The organism is Devriesea agamarum (genome assembly GCF_900070355.1).
In the GTDB taxonomy this organism is placed as follows: domain Bacteria; phylum Actinomycetota; class Actinomycetes; order Actinomycetales; family Dermabacteraceae; genus Devriesea; species Devriesea agamarum.
On the sequence record NZ_LN849456.1, the window covers coordinates 1,998,859 to 2,019,354 of the forward strand.

22 protein-coding genes and 2 tRNA genes are annotated in these 20,496 nt (G+C 59.9%); 14 read left to right on the plus strand and 10 right to left on the minus strand.

Going from position 1 to position 20,496, the window contains the following annotated elements; all coding sequences use genetic code 11:
- Positions 1-204: 204 nt before the first annotated feature.
- The 7 genes from BN1724_RS08600 to rpmH all read right to left on the minus strand — a co-directional run bounded on the left by BN1724_RS08600 (position 205) and on the right by rpmH (position 4,585).
- On the minus strand, positions 205-1,140 hold the full coding sequence (locus BN1724_RS08600) for a ParA family protein (RefSeq protein ID WP_172797105.1): 936 nt from the start codon (positions 1,138-1,140) through the stop codon (positions 205-207).
- Positions 1,130-1,819, minus strand: coding sequence for a 16S rRNA (guanine(527)-N(7))-methyltransferase RsmG (gene rsmG / locus BN1724_RS08605; RefSeq protein WP_058235023.1), 690 nt, complete (start codon positions 1,817-1,819; stop codon positions 1,130-1,132). Before rsmG ends, BN1724_RS08600 begins: the two co-directional genes overlap by 11 nt.
- Before the next feature lie 6 nt (positions 1,820-1,825).
- On the minus strand, positions 1,826-2,488 hold the full coding sequence (locus BN1724_RS08610) for a R3H domain-containing nucleic acid-binding protein (RefSeq protein ID WP_084252906.1): 663 nt from the start codon (positions 2,486-2,488) through the stop codon (positions 1,826-1,828).
- A gap of 75 nt (positions 2,489-2,563) precedes the next feature.
- Positions 2,564-3,658 (minus strand): membrane protein insertase YidC, encoded by a 1,095-nt coding sequence (gene yidC, locus BN1724_RS08615; protein ID WP_058235024.1) that lies wholly within the window; start codon positions 3,656-3,658, stop codon positions 2,564-2,566.
- A 93-nt stretch (positions 3,659-3,751) separates the two neighbouring features.
- Positions 3,752-4,027, minus strand: coding sequence for a membrane protein insertion efficiency factor YidD (gene yidD, locus BN1724_RS12650; RefSeq protein WP_407919300.1), 276 nt, complete (start codon positions 4,025-4,027; stop codon positions 3,752-3,754).
- Entirely contained in the window at positions 4,024-4,401 is a 378-nt protein-coding gene (rnpA, locus tag BN1724_RS08620; protein ID WP_084252907.1) for a ribonuclease P protein component, read from the minus strand. The genes yidD and rnpA overlap by 4 nt, the downstream gene beginning before the upstream one ends.
- 46 nt (positions 4,402-4,447) lie before the next feature.
- Positions 4,448-4,585, minus strand: a complete 138-nt coding sequence (rpmH, locus tag BN1724_RS08625; protein ID WP_058235025.1) for a 50S ribosomal protein L34 — start codon at positions 4,583-4,585, stop codon at positions 4,448-4,450.
- Positions 4,586-4,985: 400 nt separating this feature from the next.
- Here rpmH and dnaA point away from each other — a divergent pair, with 400 nt between their 5' ends.
- From dnaA to BN1724_RS08685, 12 genes are all read left to right on the plus strand, one after another.
- On the plus strand, positions 4,986-6,659 hold the full coding sequence (gene dnaA, locus BN1724_RS08630) for a chromosomal replication initiator protein DnaA (protein ID WP_407919301.1): 1,674 nt from the start codon (positions 4,986-4,988) through the stop codon (positions 6,657-6,659).
- A 660-nt stretch (positions 6,660-7,319) separates the two neighbouring features.
- Positions 7,320-8,444: a DNA polymerase III subunit beta gene (gene dnaN, locus BN1724_RS08635; protein ID WP_058235905.1), complete on the plus strand. Its 1,125-nt coding sequence runs from the start codon at positions 7,320-7,322 to the stop codon at positions 8,442-8,444.
- Between the two features lie 29 nt (positions 8,445-8,473).
- Complete coding sequence (recF, locus tag BN1724_RS08640) at positions 8,474-9,787, plus strand: DNA replication/repair protein RecF (protein ID WP_058235027.1); 1,314 nt, start codon at positions 8,474-8,476, stop codon at positions 9,785-9,787.
- Positions 9,788-9,789: 2 nt separating this feature from the next.
- Positions 9,790-10,368, plus strand: coding sequence for a DUF721 domain-containing protein (locus BN1724_RS08645; protein WP_084252908.1), 579 nt, complete (start codon positions 9,790-9,792; stop codon positions 10,366-10,368).
- Between the two features lie 389 nt (positions 10,369-10,757).
- Positions 10,758-12,761: a DNA topoisomerase (ATP-hydrolyzing) subunit B gene (gyrB, locus tag BN1724_RS08650; protein ID WP_058235906.1), complete on the plus strand. Its 2,004-nt coding sequence runs from the start codon at positions 10,758-10,760 to the stop codon at positions 12,759-12,761.
- A 278-nt stretch (positions 12,762-13,039) separates the two neighbouring features.
- Positions 13,040-15,628, plus strand: coding sequence for a DNA gyrase subunit A (gene gyrA / locus BN1724_RS08655; RefSeq protein ID WP_157085926.1), 2,589 nt, complete (start codon positions 13,040-13,042; stop codon positions 15,626-15,628).
- 3 nt (positions 15,629-15,631) lie between these two features.
- Positions 15,632-16,231 carry a DUF3566 domain-containing protein gene (locus tag BN1724_RS08660; protein WP_058235028.1) on the plus strand — a complete coding sequence of 200 codons (600 nt, stop codon included), beginning with the start codon at positions 15,632-15,634 and terminating at the stop codon, positions 16,229-16,231.
- Positions 16,232-16,486: 255 nt separating this feature from the next.
- A tRNA-Ile gene (locus BN1724_RS08665) sits at positions 16,487-16,560 on the plus strand.
- Between the two features lie 26 nt (positions 16,561-16,586).
- On the plus strand, positions 16,587-16,763 hold the full coding sequence (locus BN1724_RS12945; protein ID WP_157085836.1) for a DLW-39 family protein: 177 nt from the start codon (positions 16,587-16,589) through the stop codon (positions 16,761-16,763).
- A 28-nt stretch (positions 16,764-16,791) separates the two neighbouring features.
- A tRNA-Ala gene (locus BN1724_RS08670) sits at positions 16,792-16,867 on the plus strand.
- Positions 16,868-17,432: 565 nt separating this feature from the next.
- A complete protein-coding gene (locus BN1724_RS08680; RefSeq protein ID WP_058235030.1) occupies positions 17,433-18,050 on the plus strand; it encodes a hypothetical protein in 618 nt (205 codons plus the stop codon).
- Between the two features lie 9 nt (positions 18,051-18,059).
- Entirely contained in the window at positions 18,060-18,380 is a 321-nt protein-coding gene (locus tag BN1724_RS08685) for a hypothetical protein (protein ID WP_058235031.1), read from the plus strand.
- Between the two features lie 77 nt (positions 18,381-18,457).
- On the opposite strand, the gene BN1724_RS08690 is transcribed toward BN1724_RS08685, so the two are convergent.
- From BN1724_RS08690 to BN1724_RS08695, 3 genes are all read right to left on the minus strand, one after another.
- A complete protein-coding gene (locus BN1724_RS08690; protein ID WP_058235032.1) occupies positions 18,458-18,682 on the minus strand; it encodes a DUF2283 domain-containing protein in 225 nt (74 codons plus the stop codon).
- Between the two features lie 65 nt (positions 18,683-18,747).
- On the minus strand, positions 18,748-19,176 hold the full coding sequence (locus tag BN1724_RS13585; protein WP_407919302.1) for a DUF7010 family protein: 429 nt from the start codon (positions 19,174-19,176) through the stop codon (positions 18,748-18,750).
- 13 nt (positions 19,177-19,189) lie between these two features.
- Positions 19,190-19,414 (minus strand): hypothetical protein, encoded by a 225-nt coding sequence (locus BN1724_RS08695; RefSeq protein ID WP_058235033.1) that lies wholly within the window; start codon positions 19,412-19,414, stop codon positions 19,190-19,192.
- Between the two features lie 297 nt (positions 19,415-19,711).
- On the opposite strand from BN1724_RS08695, the gene BN1724_RS12950 reads away from it, so the two are divergent.
- Positions 19,712-19,876: a hypothetical protein gene (locus BN1724_RS12950; RefSeq protein ID WP_157085837.1), complete on the plus strand. Its 165-nt coding sequence runs from the start codon at positions 19,712-19,714 to the stop codon at positions 19,874-19,876.
- Between the two features lie 296 nt (positions 19,877-20,172).
- Positions 20,173-20,421 (plus strand): hypothetical protein, encoded by a 249-nt coding sequence (locus tag BN1724_RS08700; protein ID WP_157085838.1) that lies wholly within the window; start codon positions 20,173-20,175, stop codon positions 20,419-20,421.
- The last annotated feature ends 75 nt before the right edge of the window (positions 20,422-20,496 follow it).

The window sequence follows — 20,496 nt, forward strand, 5'->3', positions numbered from 1 at the left end:
TCCTGTCCTTCACCCTAAGTCACGGTCATGCGGCCTTGAGCTGTCCACGATATCGGCGCCAGTACCGTACTGGAACGCGATAACCGGTGGCTCGGCCTCCGCATCATCGTTGCGAACCACGGCCTTACAGCTACCGCGCTCGCGTCCTCTACGAAATCTACTGTTGTCTATTCTCGTCTATAGCATCCTGATCGGATGCGCCCGCTAGCCGATAGCATTCATAGCGATCTCTCGCGCCGCTACCCGGTAGGCGATTGCCCCGGAACTGCCTGGATCGTATGAGAGTACCGTCTGCCCGTAACTCGGTGCCTCGGACACCCGAACCGAACGCGGAATAGTGGTTTCCAAGGTCTGCTCCGGGAAATGTGCGCGGACATCGTCGGCCACCTGGGAGGCCAGACGAGTTCGCCCGTCGTACATGGTGAGCAAAATGGTGGACACCATCAGCTCAGGGTTGAGATGAGCCTTAATCAGCTCAATGTTCTTCAGCAGCATGCTCAGCCCCTCCAGTGCGTAGTACTCGCACTGGATCGGAATCAGAACTTCACGGGCTGCAACCAACGCATTGACCGTGAGCAGGCCGAGGGACGGCGGGCAATCAATCAGCACATAGTCCAGTCGCTTCTGCCCTATATTTTCGCGCTCGCGCACATATTCAGCGATGGCATTCTTTAACCGGTTCTCCCGGGCCACCATGGACACCAGTTCAATCTCGGCGCCTGACAGCTCAATGGTCGCCGGAGCGCATTCGAGATTCTCAATATCCGGGCAGGCAGCTACCACATTCATCATGGGGACCGAATCAACCAGAACGTCATACATGCTCACGACGCCGGAATGGTGATCAACGCCGAGGGCCGTGGAGGAGTTGCCCTGCGGATCCACGTCGATCACCAGCACATTCATGCCCCCTGTGGCCAGGGCGGCGGCGAGATTCACTGCGGTTGACGTCTTGCCGACCCCACCTTTTTGATTAGCGACGGTGAAAATCCGGGTCTCAGCTGGGGTGGGAAACACTTGCCCCTCCAGTTCCCGACGACGGGCGTGGTCTTGCTGCAACTGCCGCAAAAGGGGGGTATCGGCACCGATATCGGCGAGTGGTCCGTCGGAATCGGCGGCCTTCGCGGACTCATCGACCACGTCGTTCTCCTCTCGTCGGACGGCTCCTCAGCCCCTGGCGGTGCACCTGCACCACCACCACTGTAGTGGGGTTCGGCACGTCCCCGACGCCTAGCTCCACAATCTGCGGGGCGCCTCCGCCACAAGCGGTGATCACGCGCTGGGCGTCTTCCACTTCGCGAGCGGCTGAGGACCCTTTGAGTGCGATGAGAGAGCCACCGTCTCGAACGAGCGGTAGGCACCACTTTGAGAGCTTATCCAAGGCCGCCACGGCTCGCGCGGTCACAATGTCCGCATCCAGCTCGCCGTGCAAAGTCTCAGCTCGCGCCCGGCGAACCTCAACGTCAAGCCCAAGATCCTGCACGACCTCAGTCAGCCAGACCGTGCGCCTGAGCATGGTCTCCACCAGGGTGATCCGCAGATCTGGACGGGCAATCGCGAGGACCAGACCAGGTAGACCCGCACCTGATCCCACATCGATCACGTCCCGCGCCGAGGAAGGGATGGCGTCGCTGAGCAGCGCGCAGTTCAGAATGTGACGCTCCCAGAGCCGCTCAACCTCGCGCGGACCGATCAGACCCCGCTCCACCCCACTAGTCGCGAGGTGCTCAGCGTATGCCTCGGCATGATGGATCCGCTCGCCGAAAAGGCGCTTGGCGAGCGGCGCATATGTATCGGGCAGGGGCGGCGCGGCGGCCACGGGAACTCAGCCTTCCGGGTAGATGACGACGTGGCGGTTTTTGGCTTCGCCGTCAGACTCGGAACGCAACCCTTGATCTCGCGCGCAGTCGTGGATCACCTTGCGTTCAAACGGGTTCATGGGGGCAAGCGCAACTGGCTGACCACTCTTGGTTGCCTCGGCGATGGCGGCGGCCGCGGCGTTTTGAAGCTGCTGTCGACGGTCGGCGCGGAATCCGCCAATATCCAGCATCAGCCGGGACCGGTTTCCGGTTTTGGTTTGTACGGCGAGGCGGGTGAGTTCTTGCAGAGCATCCAGGAGTTCCCCTTTAGCTCCGTTCATGCGCACCAGTTGGTCGGCGCTGCGAATCTCGACGGAGGCGCGGTCACCGTCGACATCAATATCGATGTCGCCGTCGAGGTCGGCAATGTCGAGAAGTTCTTCGAGATAGTCCGCTGCGATGTCGCCTTCTTCTTCCAGGCGACGCAAACGTTCCTGCGGGGTCTCCTCGGGCACATCATCGCGGGTTTCGCTCTCGCGCTGCGTGGCAGCATCCTGGTTGGCTTCACCGTGATCTGCGGAGGTCTCAGACGCCGCGTTATCGGCGTCGGTCACATCAATATCGGGGACGGATGTTGCGGCCTCAACGTCGTCGGCTGCTGCCGGATCCTGGAGGGGGGAATTGGTCATCAGGGGTCCTTCCTACGTGGCATATGCGCAGCGGGCGGAGCGGGCACCGCAGCCCGACTCCGCCGCTGCGAGGTCTTACTTTTTCTTTTTGCGTGAGGAACGGGATCCGGCATTCCCAGATCCCGCGCGGGAAGCGGAATTGTTCTGGGCTTGCTGTTTGCGCCGTTCTTCCTGGGCTTTAGCGCGGGCTTCACGAGCTCGGCGCAGCTTCTCCTCATCGCTGAGTTTCTTCCCCTTGGATCGCTTCTTCCCCACGGGCTGAACGCGCACGGGCTCGACCGCAGCCTGTGCCGTGGGCGTCTTTTTCTTGGGGGTAAAGTCGATGGGTTCCAGACCTTTGCGGACGCGCCGCGCATTAATGCGCTCTTGGCGTTTCTTTTCGGCGGGTGAACCGGGAGTGGGGGTATTGCGGATCACGATCCACTGCTGCACGAGGGTCCACACGTTGGTGGTGAGCCAGTAGACCAGAACACCGATCGGCATGGTCGGGCCCGTCAGCACGTAGATGAACGGCAGGGTGTACAGCATGACCTTTTGCGTGTTCGCCATCGGGCCCTCCAGGGCCGTCGGCGGCATATTGCGCATGGTCAGTTCCTTCTGGGTGAAGAAGGTGACCAGGCACATGCCCGCGATCAGAACCCCGGCGAAGATTTTCGGGGCCACGCCGTCGGTGATGAACGAGTTTGAAATGCCGACGCCGAAAAGGTGAGCGTCGTGAGCGCTTTGGGCCAGCTCATGGGTGAGCGGGCCAAAGCCCTTGCTGCCCGGTTGCGCGGCTCCGGGAAGCTGATAAAACAGCACCCTGAACAGCGCAAAGAAGATCGGCATCTGTAGCAGCACGGGCAGGCAGGAGGAGAACGGGTTGGCTTTGGCCTCGCGGTAGACCGCCATCGTTTCCTGGGTCATGGCCTGGCGGGACGCAGGATCCGTTTTGCCCTTGTACTTCTTCTGGATGGCCTGGATCTCCGGCGAGACCAGCTGCATCGCCCGGGAGGCGCGGATCTGTTTGACGAACAGCGGAATGATGAGGATGCGGATGACGGCGGTGAGGCCGACAATCGAGAGCAGCCAGGTCAGCCCAGAGTCGGGATCTAGGACGACTGACAGCACGGCATGGAATTGCACCATGATCCATGCGACAGCCCATTCGATCGGGTAGAGAGGATTCATCGGCCTGATCTTCCTGCCGCCGGGAAGCGCATGACGGTCATGCGAACGGTCGGCTCATGGTCGGGTACCTGACAAGAGTAGATGGTGGGGAGGTCAGTCGTCGCCACGATGTCGTGGATTCGACCACATCCCCGGGGCGGGCACATGGTCGACGCCTCCGTGGGAGAACGGATTGCAGCGCAGAAGCCTCCATATGGTCAGGAGGGTTCCTTTGAAGGCGCCGTGGATTCGGATGGCGTCGTACCCATATTGGGAACAACACGGATAGTACCGGCATGCTGGTGGGGTATACCGGGATATTCCCAATTGGTAGCCGCGAATGAGCAGCATCAGCGCTTTACCGGGCAGTGCCATCAGCGCGCGGATCACGGCTGATCATCCGGTGAGCTGGGTACAAAGCGTCGAACGTACTTGGAGATGACGCTGGCAAGGCAATCCTCAACCTCATCTTGCAGTTCATTAAAGCTGAGGTCGGCGATTCCTGGCCGGGTGCGGACAACGAGGCCGCTGCTGCTGGGAAGCTGAGGGAGGTGGTGGGTCATGATGTGCCGCAACCGCCGACGCACAAGGTTTCGTCGGACAGCTGTGCCGATTTTCTTGGACACGACGAAACCCACGAGGGGACTCTCGCCGCCGGGTAGGGGCGACAGATGAATCACCACGTGGGTTCGTGCACTTCGTACTCCGGTGCGGGAGATGAGACGGAAGTCTTCCCCTCGCCGCAGCCGGTGACAGGCCTTCACAACCGGCGCGTGCCGACTGGGTCAGACACCACGACCCTGGCCTGGCTCATGCCGAGAGTTCGGAGCGCCCTTTGCGACGGCGAGCGTTGAGGATCGCGCGGCCAGCGCGAGTGCGCATCCGCAGACGGAAACCGTGCTTCTTGGCGCGCCGGCGGTTGTTCGGCTGGAAAGTCCGCTTGGTCATGTCGTTCTCCTGGTGAAAGGACTGGACGTCTTAGGGGTGCTGAGCTGGTCCGGGTTGAGCCCCTAGGCGCATTCTCCGGTCGCCTACAGCACAGACTTGTCCACGATACGCACCGTCTCCCGACCGGTCAATTGCAATGGTGCAGGTCAGACGGTTTGTGGTCGGTATCTCATGTGGATCTGTCCCACATCAGCCCGCTCTGTAGGCCGATCACTCATCCACAGTTTTCACATTCAACAAAATCGCTCTGATCACTGGTCTTAGCTGCGACGGACAGGAATCGGCGGTTGTTTATCCCCAAAAGCTATCCCCATATGAGTGTCATAAGCCTCTGCCCTGAGGGGTCTGTGACCTGTGGTCCCGTCCATTTAAACGCCGTCAGCTTCACAGGTGTGAAACTATGTGGATAACTAAGTGGACATCGCACCTGCCGACGGAAGACGAGATGACGACGGATACCTCTGACCCAGATGAGACGTGGACCCGGTGTCTCACCCGCTTGCGCCAGGACGACCGAATCTCCGAGCGCGCGATGGCCTACCTGACGTTCTCCCGCTTGATGGGCTTCTTCGGTGACACAGCATTGATCGCTGTTCCCGCCGAATATGCCAAAGACCTGCTAGAACAGCGAATCCCCGAGGTGATGAGGGAAGTTCTTTCGCAGGTTCGTGAACGGGAGACGTCCTTCGCTGTCACCATTGATAAGAACCTCTTGGAGGGCGGAGACGACAACGACGGAATGCCTCATCGAGGGGCTTCCGCCGCACGTTCGTCGGAGCCACAGCGGCCCGCTGTTACTCCCACACCACCGCCGAGCCCCACTGTGGATAACGCTGTGGATGACATGCCGATAACTGCGCGGCCCATCCCGTCTCAGCATGGCGTGAGTGCTGGTGATAGAACCTCCGCACCGGTCATGCCGACTGTGCATTCAGATATCCCCGTCCGCCCACATCTGGATCGTCCGCGCACCGATGCCATGCCTGCGACGCCACCGGCAGAGGACGGTGGGTCCACTCTCGGATCGCAATCCCGACTAAACTCAAAATACACTTTCGACACATTTGTGATCGGTGCATCAAATCGCTTTGCTCAAGCCGCAGCCTCGGCAGTGGCCGAAATGCCTGCTAAGGCCTATAACCCTCTATTTATCTATGGCGGATCCGGGCTTGGAAAAACGCACCTGCTGCATGCGGTCGGACACTACGCAACCTCGCTGTTCCCGGGCATCGAAGTGCGCTATGTGAACTCCGAAGAATTCACCAATGACTTCATCAACTCCGTGCAGTCCGGCCAGTTCGGTAAAGCGCAAGAGTTCCATAAGCGGTACCGCGATATCGACATCCTGTTGATCGACGATATCCAGTTCCTTCAGCGTGCCCCGGAAACGATGGAAGCCTTCTTCCATACGTTCAACACGCTGCACAACGAGAACAAGCAGATCGTCATCACCTCCGACCTCCCCCCGAAGCAGCTCGGAGGTTTTGAGGACCGGATGCGTTCCCGGTTCGAGATGGGGCTGATGACGGATGTGCAACCACCCGACCTCGAAACCCGAATCGCGATTTTGCGGAAAAAGGTGGAGATGGAAGGAAACCAGGAAGTTCCCCGCGACGTCCTGGAATACATCGCATCCAGAATCTCCACCAATATTCGCGAACTGGAAGGCGCGCTGATCCGCGTACAGGCGCTACATTCCCTGTCGCGCCAGCCGATGGATGTTTCGCTCGCAGAATCCGTGATGAAAGATCTTCTCGCCAATGAAGATGCCGGCGAAGTGACCGCGACGGACATCCTGGCACAGACCGCCGCATACTTTGGTCTGAGCGTGGAACAGTTGCAGGGAACCGCCCGCACCCGCGTGCTAGTTACCGCTCGTCAGATCGCCATGTATTTGTGTCGCGAACTGACGGACCTGCCTTTGATCCGGATCGGCCAGGAGTTCGGTGGGCGTGACCACACCACAGTGATTCACGCGAACAAGAAGATTTCGCAGCTCATGAAGGAGCGCCGCGCGATTTTCAACCAGGTCACGGAACTTACGGCCCGGATCAAGAACGGCAGCGGACGCTAACTGGGAGAGAACCTGCGTGGGGCACCGGCTCTACCCCAGATACCGGCACGGAACGTCACCTGGATCAGGTACGTCGCTGTATGCGACGCAGATCACGGTAAAAGCGCACTACGGAATGACATCCCACGTCAGAGACGTTTATCCCCACTGTGGATAATTCTGTGGACAATGTGGAGCAAGGAATTGTTGTCGCAGGAACCGAATGACAGCAATGTGAACAGCGTTCAAACGGCTCGGTGAAGCATCCACAGGGTATCCACGAAACCCACCGGAGAATCCACGATCGGTGCACGGGCCCGTTAGGGCCTGTGATCAGGGAAAACATGTGTTTTCCACAGGATCAACAGCCGTTAATAAGCTGTATTTCTTTCTATAGCCGATCAGATGTGGATGACGAGCAGTGCTGCGCCAAGCTCGCGAAAAGGCTCGGACGGGTCCTCACATGGGCAGACCATGACCGCGCAGGCGAGACTCCGGCTAAGGTGGAGTTCCCGGTAATGCACAGCTGATGCGCACGTGAGATGCAGATCCTCAGACCACACCAGCGCGCAAACCGGGCCAGGACAGCACATTTGGTCTGAAGACCTGACCAGATAAAGCCCTATTTTGCCTGAATATGACCGAAAAACACTCGATGACAACGTGAAGGAAGTGGCGACGGTGAAGTTCCACCTCGACCGCGGCGCGCTCAATGACGCCGTCTCCTGGGCCACCCGAACCCTCCCGGTGCGGCCCGCAATGCCGATCCTGCAGGGTGTGCGAATTGTGGCCGACACTGCTGGTGAACTGCAGCTTTCCACCTTCGACTACGAAGTCAGCGCCCAGATTCGCGTTCCGGCGCAGGTCGATGATCCGGGAGAGGTCCTGGTGCAGGGCCGAATGCTCGCAGAAATCGCCCGCGCCCTACCCAACAAGGATGTGCAGGTTCATCTCGAAGGCACCAAACTGCAACTGCGCTGCGGATCAGCCCGGTTCGCCCTGGCCATCATGCCGGTAGAGGAATACCCGCAACTGCCCACCATGCCCGAAAAAACCGGATCGGTTCCCGCCGAGCTATTTGCTGAAGCCATCGGTCAGGTAACCATCGCCGCCTCCAAAGACGACACCCTGCCGCTTTTGACCGGTGTACGAATCGAGATCGAGGGCGAGAAGATCACCATGATGGCGACCGACCGCTACCGACTCGCCATGCGTGAGTTCACCTGGAATCCGAATTCACCCTCACTCAACGCCACCGCCCTGGTGCGCGGACGCACCCTGCACGAGGTCGCGCGGTCGCTAGCCACCGGCGGCACCGTGGATCTCGCCCTGTCAGAAGGTAGTAGCCACCAGCTCATCGGATTCGAGTGCGGGGGACGCCGGACCACATCGACGCTGGTCGATGGCGATTATCCGCCGGTGCGTCGACTCTTCCCGGAAACGGTTCCGATCTCCGCGGTCGTGGCAACCCAGCCGTTAATCGAAGCTGTGAAGCGCGTGTCCCTGGTCGCCGAACGCAACACCCCGGTGCGTCTGACATTCACCGAAGGCCAGGTGGCGCTGGAAGCAGGAGCCGGTGATGATGCGCAGGCCTCCGAGGTTTTAGAAGCGCAACTCGAAGGCGATGACATCGTGGTGGGCTACAACTCCGGCTATCTCCTCGACGGACTCGGGGCACTTGGCACAGACTTCGCGCGACTCTCGTTCACCGACTCGATCAAGGCATCGGTTCTGACCGGCCAGGAGAGCCTGGAAGGCGATCTCGATGAGAGCTACCGCTACCTGATCATGCCGATGCGGATCTGACACACCAGGTTGTCGCCCACCTCACGGTCATGGAACTTACGTCGTTAGACCTCACCGACTATCGGTCCTACGAGCACCTTGGCCTTCGGTTGTCCCCGGGGGTGACGGTGTTTGTGGGACCGAATGGCCAGGGCAAAACAAATATCGTCGAATCCCTGTGGTACCTGGCCACTTTGTCCTCACATCGGGTATCCCACGACGCCGCTTTAGTACACCGTGGCAAAGCGCAAGCCATTGTGCGAGCCGGTTTCCTACGCGCCGGCCGTGCGGTACAGGTCGACCTGCAAATCGCCACCAGCGGCTCGAATCGGGCCCGGTTGCAGGGCCGGTCACTAGCCAGGCTGCGTGATCTGCTCGGGCAGGTGCGCTGTGTGCTCTTTGCCCCCGAAGACCTGGGGCTGGTGAAAGGGGACCCTGACGGTCGGAGACGGTTCTTAGATGAACTTTTGTTCACCATCGCACCTCGATTCGCCGCGGTAAAAGCTGATTACGACCGGGTCCTCAAACAGCGTGCGAGCCTGTTAAAACAGATGCGGTCGATGCGTCGAGGAGCGCACGGGAAAACTGTGGGAGGGCTGGATCCTCAGGAAGCTGCGGAATCGACACTGACGGTGTGGGATGAGCAGCTTGCCCGCACCGGTGCTGAACTCATCCGCGCCCGGCTTCACCTCACCAACCGCCTGAGGCCCCACATGCGCTACTCCTATCTGCGGGTCTCATCCGATGCCGCAGCCGAAAGCGCACTCGCCCTGGGGCCCGCTGATCGCGGCGAGGTTCAGTGTCCGGCCGATATCGGCTATCGCTCTGCCGCCTGGGATACGACCCTGGATGAGCGTCGAGAAAACCTCCCCGACCAGCGGCCTCTTCCATCCCTGCGGGAGGTGCACGACGCGATACTTACCGAAATTCAGCGCCGCCGCGAGGATGAGATCGAGCGCGGTGTGTGCCTAGTCGGACCACATCGCGACGACCTGGACATTACCCTCGGGGAGTTTCCCGCCAAGGGATATGCCAGCCACGGTGAATCCTGGTCGCTCGCACTCGCGTTGCGGCTCGGAGCGTTCGATTTGCTGCGGATTGAAGAGGGCGAGGTCGGAGATGGGGAACCGATTTTGATTCTCGACGATGTGTTCGCGGAATTAGATATGCACCGTCGAGAACGGCTGGGCCGGATCATTCAGGATGCTCATCAGGTTCTGGTCACCACCGCCAATGACGCGGACATCCCACAGTCACTGTCTGGTGGCCAGCTGCACGTGGTTGAGGTGACCAAAGGCGCGGCAGTGCCGAGGCCGCCGGTACGCGGTGGCGCAGGTGGCGGTGAGATCGGCGGGGGCTGGTGATCATGACAGAGCCATGGGATTCCGACTCCGAGGAACCTCAGGAGATCGAGGAACCCGATCCCCAGGAGTATTGCGGAGGCAGCGAATATGCTCGTCGGGCGCTTGGACAAGCTCGGGCGCGCGCCCGCGAACGCGGACTGTTCCCGACCAGCAAAAAAATGGTGGCTCGCGATGTGCGCGACCGTTCGACCAGCGCTCCCGGGTATTCCGGGGCGCGGCCGGACCCCCGCGACCCTCAGGGCATCGAATCCGTGCTCTCTCGGGTGCTCGGCGATCTCGGGTGGAGGGACGGTCTGGCAGTTGGTCGCGTGATGTCGGAGTGGGAGCGGATCGTCGGTGACCAGATTGCCGCTCACTGCACGCCGGTCTCCTGCGACGACGGGGTGTTGGTGCTCAGCGCCAGTTCGTCGGCGTGGGCTACTCAGATGCGGTTGATTTCAAAGCAGCTGATTACTCGGATTCATGAAGAGGTCGGCCGGAACGTGGTGACCGAGGTGAAGGTGACCGGTCCGGCGGCCGCCACCTGGAAAAAAGGGCGACGGACCGTCACCTGGCGCGGCCCTCGCGATACCTACGGATAGGTGTGAGGGCCAGTCACCGGCACGGAATGTTGACGAACGGAGGGCTTCTGTCCGTTTCCTCGAGGGTGCGTTATGTGCTATGTATGGCGCGGCCCATAAACCGACTAAAGACCCACCGTATGTATCCCTCCTCGCGGATGCGGTTATGAAGCCGTCTCAGGCGCCCTGGCGGCCCGTATACCCGGTCTTGAGAGATGTCCGACCCTCATATGCAGCGTAGGTACCCGCGTGTCCGGTAGAATCGTGAAGGTTCGGTATCCCACGGTGGAGTGCCGACTGTATGCCCCGCCCGGGGAGAACCCGGAAACCGTCGGCCATAAGGAGCGGACCCCTTCGTGAGCGAGAATGCGACGCCCGAACAGACCTTTGATCACACCGCTCCTGCGGATATCCGCAATAACCTTGCGGACCAACACTACGACGCCAGTGACATCACAGTGCTGGAAGGGTTGGAAGCTGTTCGCAAACGCCCCGGTATGTATATCGGTTCCACCGGCGAACGCGGTCTGCACCACCTGGTTTATGAAATCGTCGACAACTCGGTCGACGAAGCGCTCGCCGGACACGCTACCAAAATCTCGGTGACGATTCTGCCCGACGGCGGAGTCCGGGTCGAAGACGATGGCCGCGGCATTCCGGTCGATATGCACCCCACCGAAAACAAACCGGCTGTAGAACTCGTGCTAACCGTCCTACACGCCGGCGGAAAGTTCGGCGGCGGCGGCTACGCGGTCTCCGGCGGCCTGCACGGGGTGGGATCCTCCGTTGTCAATGCCCTATCTACTCGGCTCGCCGTGGAAATCCACCGCGACGGTTTTGTATGGCGGCAGGCCTACCGGCGCGGTGTGCCAGAAGCCCCCTTGGAAAAAGGCGAGGCGACAGACCGCACCGGAACCATCGTCACGTTCTGGGCCGACCCCGACATCTTCGAGACCACCGTCTACGAATTTGAAACCCTGCGCAAACGGTTTCAGCAGATGGCTTTCCTCAACAAAGGACTCAAGATCTCCCTGCGCGATGAGCGGGTTGAGGAAATAGAGCCCGTCGATGACGTGGAAGTATCTGAGGAGGACGCTAAACCAGCTGGTCCCAAAGAAATCACCTACGTCTACGACAACGGTCTACGCGACTTTGTTGAATACATCAATAAACAAAAACGCGCGGAAATCGTCCACCCCGAGATCATCGACTTTGAGGCCGAGGACACCTCGGTCATGATCAGCGTCGAAATCGCTATGCAGTGGACGACCGCGTACTCGGAGTCGGTGCACACCTACGCCAACACCATTAACACCCATGAAGGCGGCACCCACGAAGAAGGGTTCCGGGCGGCGCTGACCGGCATCGTCAACCGGTACGCCCGCGCCCAAGGCATCATGAAGGATAAAGACACCAACCTCACCGGTGAAGATATCCGGGAGGGCCTGACCGCTGTGGTGTCCGTTAAGCTCGGCGAACCTCAGTTCGAGGGCCAGACTAAAACCAAGCTCGGCAACACCATCGCCCGCACCTTCGTACAGAAGGTGATGACCGATCGGCTCACCGACTGGTTTGAATCCCACCCCAGCGAAGCCCGCGACGTGATCCGCAAGGCACTGTCGGCAGCTGCTGCACGAGAGGCCGCACGCAAGGCCCGCGATGCGACCCGGCGCAAATCCCCGCTGGAATCCGGCGGCATGCCCGGCAAACTGAAAGACTGTCAGTCGCGCAACGCCTCTGAATGCGAAATTTTCATCGTCGAGGGTGACTCCGCAGGTGGATCAGCTGTCCAGGGCCGCGACCCCCGCACCCAGGCCATCCTGCCGCTGCGCGGCAAAATCCTGAACGTCGAGAAAGCCCGCCTGGATCGGGCTCTGGATAACCAGGAAGTGCGCTCGTTAATCACCGCGTTTGGCACTGGCATCGGAGAAGACTTCGACCCGGAGAAACTGCGCTACCACAAGGTCATTTTGATGGCCGATGCTGACGTCGACGGCCAGCACATCTGCACTCTGCTGCTGACCCTGCTGTTCCGCTATATGCGACCGTTGATCGAACTCGGCCACGTGTTTATTGCGATGCCCCCGCTGTACCGGCTGAAATGGTCAAACGCCCCCCACGAATATGTTTACTCCGATGAGGAACGCGACACCCGGCTCGCCGAAGGGCGCGCCGCGGGCAAACGCATCCCCAAGGACAACGGCATTCAGCGGTACAAGGGCCTAGGCGAAATGGACTGGCGCGAACTGCAAACCACCACTATGGACCGCGCCGTGCGCACCCTCAAACAGGTCACGGTCGATGAAGCCGCCGACGCCGACACGATCTTCTCCGTGCTCATGGGAGACGACGTGGAAGCCCGCCGCCGATTCATCCAAGAAAACGCGAAGGACGTCCGCTTCCTCGATATCTGACCTGATCACAGATCTCGCAGATATCAGGCCCACGTTCCTCATAGTCGACGTCCTTACACGCTGGAAGGCACACCATGAACGACCAGAACACCCCGTCGGGTAGCGGCCCTGCCCCCGACTCCGAGGCCAGTCGCATCGTGCCAGACGCGGCGGCATCCTCCGCCGATTCGGCGGCCTCACAGCAGGCTGCCCGAGCACACACAGGCGCTGACGCCGCGCTCCCGGCCACGAGCACCGCCACCACCGTGGTGGAACCCGTCGATGAGGGCGACCACATTATGCAGGTCGACCTCAACCAGGAGATGCAGCACTCCTACCTGGACTACGCCATGAGCGTGATCGTCGGGCGTGCACTGCCGGAGGTGCGCGACGGTTTGAAACCCGTGCACCGCCGCATCATTTACGCAATGTATGACGGTGGATACCGTCCTGACCGGTCGTTCTCTAAGTGCGCCAAAGTTGTCGGCGATGTGATGGGTAACTATCACCCGCACGGCGATATGGCGATCTACGATGCGATGGTTCGCCTGGTCCAACCGTGGTCGCTGCGCTACCCGCTGATCCTCGGACAGGGTAACTTCGGTTCCCCGGGCGACGACGGCGCCGCAGCTCCTCGGTACACCGAATGCAAAATGGCGCCGCTCGCCCTCGAACTCGTCCGCGATATCGACCAGGACACCGTCGATATGCAGGACAACTACGACGGCACAGTTCAAGAACCCACTATTTTGCCGTCCCGGTTTCCGAACCTGCTCGTCAACGGCTCCGCAGGTATTGCCGTGGGTATGGCCACCAACATTCCCCCGCACAACCTGCGGGAAGTTGCCGAAGCCGTGCAGTGGCTGCTGACCAATTACGAAGCCACCAAAGAAGAACTGCTAGAGGCGTGCCTGGCCCGCATTAAAGGCCCCGATTTCCCCTCCGGCGCCACCATCCTCGGACGCAAAGGCATCGATGAGGCCTACCGCACCGGTCGCGGGTCCATCACCCAGCGCGCGGTGGTCTCCACCGAGGAGATTCAGGGCCGCATGTGCCTGGTGGTGACCGAACTTCCCTACCAGGTCAACCCGGACACCCTGGCACGGAAAATCGCGGAAATGGTCAAGTTGGGCCGGATCCAAGGCATCGCCGATATCCGCGACGAAACCTCGGGACGCACCGGTCAGCGCCTGGTGCTGGTGCTCAAACGCGACGCCGTCGCCAAGGTGGTTCTCAACAACCTGTACAAGCACACCCAGCTGCAGGAAAACTTCTCTGCCAATATGCTTGCCCTGGTCAATGGGGTGCCCCGCACAATTAGCATCGACGTGTTCGTGCGCGAATGGAGCAAGCACCAGATCGATGTGATTGTGCGGCGGACGAGGTATCGTCTGCGCAAAGCTGAGGAACAGATTCACGTCTACCGCGGGTACTTAAAGGCTCTGGACCTGCTCGACGAGGTCATCGCCACCATCCGCCGCTCCCCGAACGCTGACGATGCCCGTGCAGCTTTGATCGAACTGCTGGACATCGACGAAATTCAGGCCAATGCGATTCTCGCCCTGCAGCTGCGGCGCCTGGCCGCCCTGGAACGGCAAAAGATTATCGAAGAGCACGACCGGCTCGAAGCCATGATTAAGGAGTACCAGGCAATCCTGGCCTCCCCTGAACGCCAGCGCCAGATCGTCTCCGAGGAACTTGCCGAAATCGTCGATAAATACGGCGATGACCGGCGCACAGAGATTGTTCCCTTCGACGGCGACATGTCGATGGAAGACCTCATACCCGAAGAAGACGTCGTGGTCACCATTACCCGTGGCGGCTACGTGAAACGCACCCGCACCGACCAGTACCGGGCGCAAAAACGCGGCGGAAAAGGTGTACGCGGAGCCAGCCTGCGCACCGACGACGTGGTCGAACACTTCTTCACCACCACCACCCACAATTGGCTGTTGTTCTTCACCAACCTGGGCCGGGTCTACCGGGCTAAAACCTACGAACTGCCCGAAGCGCCGCGCGATGCCAAGGGCCAGCACGTGGCAAACCTCCTCGCCTTCCAGCCCGACGAGCACATCGCCGAAGTCATGGAACTCAAGAGCTATGACGACGCCGACTATCTCGTGCTCGCCACCCGGCGCGGCCTGGTGAAGAAAACCGCTCTAAATGCGTTCGACTCCAACCGATCCGGCGGGCTGATCGCGATTAACCTGCGCGAAGTCGAAACGGAAAACGGCGAAGGCCAGAACGAAATACAGCGAGACGAACTGGTGGCGGCCTGTGCGGTCAGCGCCGAGGACCACCTGATCCTGGTCTCGCGCAACGGCCAATCCGTACGGTTCCCCGCCGCTGACGACGTGCTGCGCCCCATGGGCCGTGCCACCAGCGGCGTCACCGGGATGAAGTTCCGTGAAGGCGACGAACTACTAGCTATGGACGTGGCGCGCCCCGGCACGTTCGTATTTACCGTGACCGACGGCGGGTTCGCCAAGCGCACCTCCATCGACGAATACCGGGTCCAAGGCCGAGGAGGCCTCGGCATCAAAGTTGCGAAACTTCCAGATGACCGCGGGCACCTCGTCGGTGCGCTGGTGGTGGAAGAAGGCGACGAAGTTCTGGTCGTGATGGAAAAAGGCAAGGTTGTGCGCTCCAGCGTGGACGGTGTGCCCGCCAAGGGCCGCGACACCATGGGCGTCGTCTTCGCCAAACCCGACAAGGGCGACCGGATTATCGCTGTGGCTGGTAATTCTGAGACCGAAGATGAGCTAGATGAGCTGAGTGCTGGCGACGGTGAGACGCCATCCCTGCCCGATGAGCAGGCAGATGCTCTAGGCTCTGATGAACACGACGCCCGGGAAAACCAGGCGCCGTCGAGTGACGACGAGGAGTAACCCGTGCCCGAGTCCGTGCCCGCTAAGGACACCCGAAAGACGTTGACCTTCACCGAGGAGGGATCCTCGGGTAGCTCGCGCACCGGTGGTGCGGTCCGCTCCGGCGCTTCTGTGCCTGCGAACACTGCCGGTGCCGCTAAGGCTGCCGGTGCCACCGGCCCCTCTGCTGACGGGGCTGCATCGGGCGCCGAGACCACTGGTGGCGCTAATGCCACGAAGAAGTCCGGTGCCCAAGCTGTTCCATCCCCGCGCAGAGTCCGCTTGACGCTATCCAGGATTGACCCCTGGTCAGTGATGAAACTGTCGTTCCTAGTGGCCGTGGCTTTTGGGGTTGCGACCGTCATCTGCACAGCCATTCTCTGGGGCGTGATCGATCAGATGTCGCTGTGGGACAAGCTTCAGGCCCTCGGCGCGTCGATGAACGACAACAAGCCGTTGCCGCTGTTTGAGTACTTCCAGTTCACCAAGGTCATTAGCTATTCGATCGTGGTCTCGGTGCTCAATGTCGCGGTGATTACCGCACTCGGAACCCTGGTCGCATTCCTCTACAACATCGTGGCGGCTCTGCTCGGCGGTCTGAAACTCACCTTCACCGACGACTGAGCGTGACGGAAAGCCAGCTACGCGAGTGGGTGATGGTCGACGCCAGTTGACCGGCTTTTCGGGGCGTATGACGGTTGGTGCCAGGGGTGAGGTGATGCCGAGCAGATGAGGGCACCGGGTGACAGACCGTCGCGGGTAGAGATACGTTTATCTGGTGTGACCTCGCGTACAAGCGCCCGCTCTGAGTGGACTCAGCGGCCAGCGCTCGGCTACGGTAGAGCGTCGGCGGATGAAGAAACTGAAACATCCACCAACGGGCCTATAGCTCAGTCGGTTAGAGCGCTGTCCTGATAAGACAGAGGTCACTGGTTCAAGTCCAGTTAGGCCCACTCACGAGGATTGTTAGGGGAGATTCATGAAGTTCCTGAAGACCACCCTCGCACTGACCATCGCGGTCGGTGCCGGCCTCATGATATGGCGAAAAATCGAATCGGACCGATACGAAGAAGACCTCTGGGCCGAAGCAGAGCGCTTCCCCGAGGAATCCTTCGACCCGGTACCTACCCGGATCGATATTCCGAAGAACTCCTGACGTACCTCCGGCGCTAGCCGGAGATCTCGGGGCCTTGGCGCAATTGGTAGCGCACCTGCTTTGCAAGCAGGGGGTTACGGGTTCGAGTCCCGTAGGCTCCACCAAACATGTATGACGGGAAGATATGACATGTGCAGAGTTGTCATGTTCCCGTAAGGGTTTTTTCTCCCCTGTCACTGTGATCGCGGGTTTCGCTGATGATGGTGCCGAACGGTTCTGCGATCCTGGGGTGGTTCAAGGATGCACTTCGATCTCAGCTCTTCCGCTGTTTATCGGACGCCGTCCCGATGCCACCCAAAGCAGTTGGTCCAGCTGAACTTGCACTCGAAGTGGAAGCAGGCAACCTTCAGTGCGATTCTGATCGAGCACGGACCTTAGCTCCGCGCCAGTAGCACCTCAGGTGGGGTGGCGCGATCATGAGCCGTGTAATCTGCGACCGTTCCGGAGAGGCGTCGCACTCGGTTGGACCTCCGCCATGTCCCCAGGCGATGAGCTCACGATGCGCGATTGCTGGGTGGACCTCTTTATAATCACGATTCGGTCACGGTGTCTTGGGCGCTGTCACAGCCCACGCTGTTCTCGATAATCCTGTTAATGAGGGCCACCGCTAATTGTCGTTACCCCTCGACCTGCACGGGACAGGATGCACGCCAACGTAAGGACACGTTCGTGAAGACTCGCATTTCTCTCGCATCGCTGGCTGCTTTGGTGCTTGTGGCGACGATGCTCACACCCACCGCCGCGCTGGCGGACGAGCATGATGTGCTTCAGCCGTCGACGTCGATTCAGACCACCGGTCTGGGGAGTGGAGACGGGGCGGCGGTTGATCCTGCAGAGGAGTACACCGCGGTGATCGCCGGTGTCGAGTACATCGAGCCTTCTGGCGTCTCAGCCAGGCTGGCCGCACCTGGTTGCTTCAGCAGCGATGAGGCGACGAAGAGGATCAATATATATCAGCGACGCAATCCAAACGGGGTTGCGAAGCTCGAGTGCGGTACCGCGTCTGGCTATGGGTGGCGGCATATCGCAAATGCTCACGGGCAGGATTGGCAGAACATCCTGACCAAGTACAAGATCTCCGGCACTTGGTCGGATTTCGCGAAGTGGAACATCGGCAACACTGTTGGGGCGCCGGCGTCCGCTCCATACAACAGTGCGAATAACAGCTACACCTACCAGTCCCCGTTGCAGATCAAGAATTCAAAGGGACAGGTTGTGCGCACCTACACGGTGAAGGTTCCGGTCGGTAAAACGACCGAGCGAATCATCACTGCCTTCCCGAGCTGAGATGCGCTGATGGACGAGACTGCGCCGGACCTGTTCGACCGCTTCGTGCAGCATCTTCGCGCCGTTGACAGCAGAAACAGCGGCGACTACGAGACTGGACGACTGACCGTGTTCGAGGAAGGCTCCTCGCTTCACGCGATCTTCCTGACCAGCCCAGCCGATCTCCAACACCGGCTCTCCATGCTCTCGGAGGACGCATTGCGGATTTGGCCTGAGTCCACGAGCGAAATCGCGGCGTTCCGCCTCCTATCCATCCATCTGGAAGAGAGCCTGAGTACGGGAAGGTCGTACACCTACCGGCTCGGAAGAGACGGTATCCGCCCCCTCTGAGCAGAATAGAAGATTTAACGTCCCGCTCGATATGAAGAGCACTTCATTTATCCTTTTGTGCACTTTGAGCGGGAATTTCACGCAGGTGTTATATGGTCTAGGAACTCTTGCCGCAAGCCACGGGATGCAGCAAGAATTTCGATACCCAGGAGGCACCCATTGGTATCAAAATCGAGGGTCGCTTGAGTTTCACCATGCGGAGTGTCTATCAGAGACACCTGCTGGGTAGCTTCACTGGCTTTGATGACATCTACGAGGGAAATGTAGGCAGCATCGGCTTCGGAATCGTAGGTAGCTTTCATGATCATCCTTTAGTAACGGTAATGATGGTGCCTGTTGTGTTGTTGACGATGAAACGGATCGTATGTCACCTTGGCCCATGCCGCGCCCTGCCTCTTGAGTGTGGAATATGCACAACCGCTGGTCGCGGCTGCCGTCCTGATAAGGAAACACGCGTCTCACGTCGATAGCTGACATATAGGGGAACGGATGAGACGAGGAATACCGCAGCCCCAACCCATCCGCTGATATCTCGCAGCACCGGAACAACGAAGATCGCGGCTGTGCCAATAGCGACCAGAGCACCCGCCAAGACGCCGTACAGGTGCATCCCGTAAAGCGAGATGAACGTGCGGTAATGAGCACCTACTACGATCAAAGAAGCAGGTAGAAACAACGAAGGACTAAACGTGCCGAGTGAGATGGCGATCAGCAACCCAGGTGGCACAGTAAAAGCGCTCTGCATCGCAAGCGCGATGGACGGGTGGCCCTTGGGAAGAAACGCCGGTCCTCCCATATTTGTCGCCCCGTCACTTATCGTCCGTGCGACCCATCCGTGAGCGTGCGATCAAGGTGGCTCCTCCCACGAGGCATCCCCAAGCAATCACCAACACGATCCACCCCAAACCCTGCCACGCGGAGTCACCGATCCAGTCTCGGATCACCGGTCGCATGAGATGAACGATTAGGCACAGGACGATCAAAGCGCCCCCTGCCACAGCCTGTGCCACCCGTCCCCGGGCCGTAGAAACCATGAAACCGAACCTCCTTGTCTTGGACTTTCGTTATATCGGTGGAGCAGTGCCGACCGCCAGCCACCCCGCGATGAGTACCGATATGCATCGTAACGTGTTATTCGGAGGAAACAGGCCTGGAGGGCGTATTTCCATGATCGCGACGTGTTCCGCATCGCGACGTATTCCATATCGTCTCGGCAGGCTCACAAGTTGACACCAAAGCGTGATCCAGGGTGTCTGCGATCACATAGATGGGGTGATATGGTCCGAAGACCCGGTCTCAAATGGGGCGATTAGCGTGGAGGAGGAGCCGTCATGGCTCGGTTCACGATCGATAGCAATACGGATCTGGCGCACATTATTGCCGCGCTACGGACTGCGGCGTCTGCGGATTCCCGCAACGCTGATGCGGTTCCCGATGCCGATGAGCCCAAGGATTCTCAGAAGAACTGGAGCATGACGATTACCGTGGAGGATTAGCGGACGCCGACTTATGGGTGATCTCCGAGCGGGCAGGAATGCTTACCTCCTCTCGCGTGGACTATCGGGAATCGGTAGAGCCGCCTCGGGCGCGCTTATGCCAATTGTTTTACTGAACCAACTGGGCCAGTCGGCGACTCTTTTTGCAGTTCTTTAAGCTCATTCCATGGCCATTGGTGTGCTTTTGCTGCCAGCGGTCTAACTCCTCAACCAAGTGATTGGATTTTCCGCTGTTAACGACTTGACCGCAGGGAATAAGCGGGTATTTTCTGCTCTGCCTAGCTGCTGCTGGCCCGTTGAGTCAGCCGTTCAGAGTGTTTCTGCTCGGTGGTGGCGAGCTGTTCCAAGCGTTCTTCGGGACTCTCCTCCTGGCGACAGCAACTGGGGTCGTGCAACGGGACACCTCGGAGGCAACCATTGCCAGCATCATGAGTCTATTAATGATCGTGGTTGAGCTGTTTAGCCTGCTGGGGTTGCTCCTGTCGGGAGTTCTTATGCTGATCGTCTCTCCGCTCATGATCGTCATGATCGCGGGGATGGCCTAGGCCCTGATCGGTGGCTTCTGGTTTCTACAACCGCGGTGACATGCGCTAACGCATCGACCATCGCGAAATCAGACG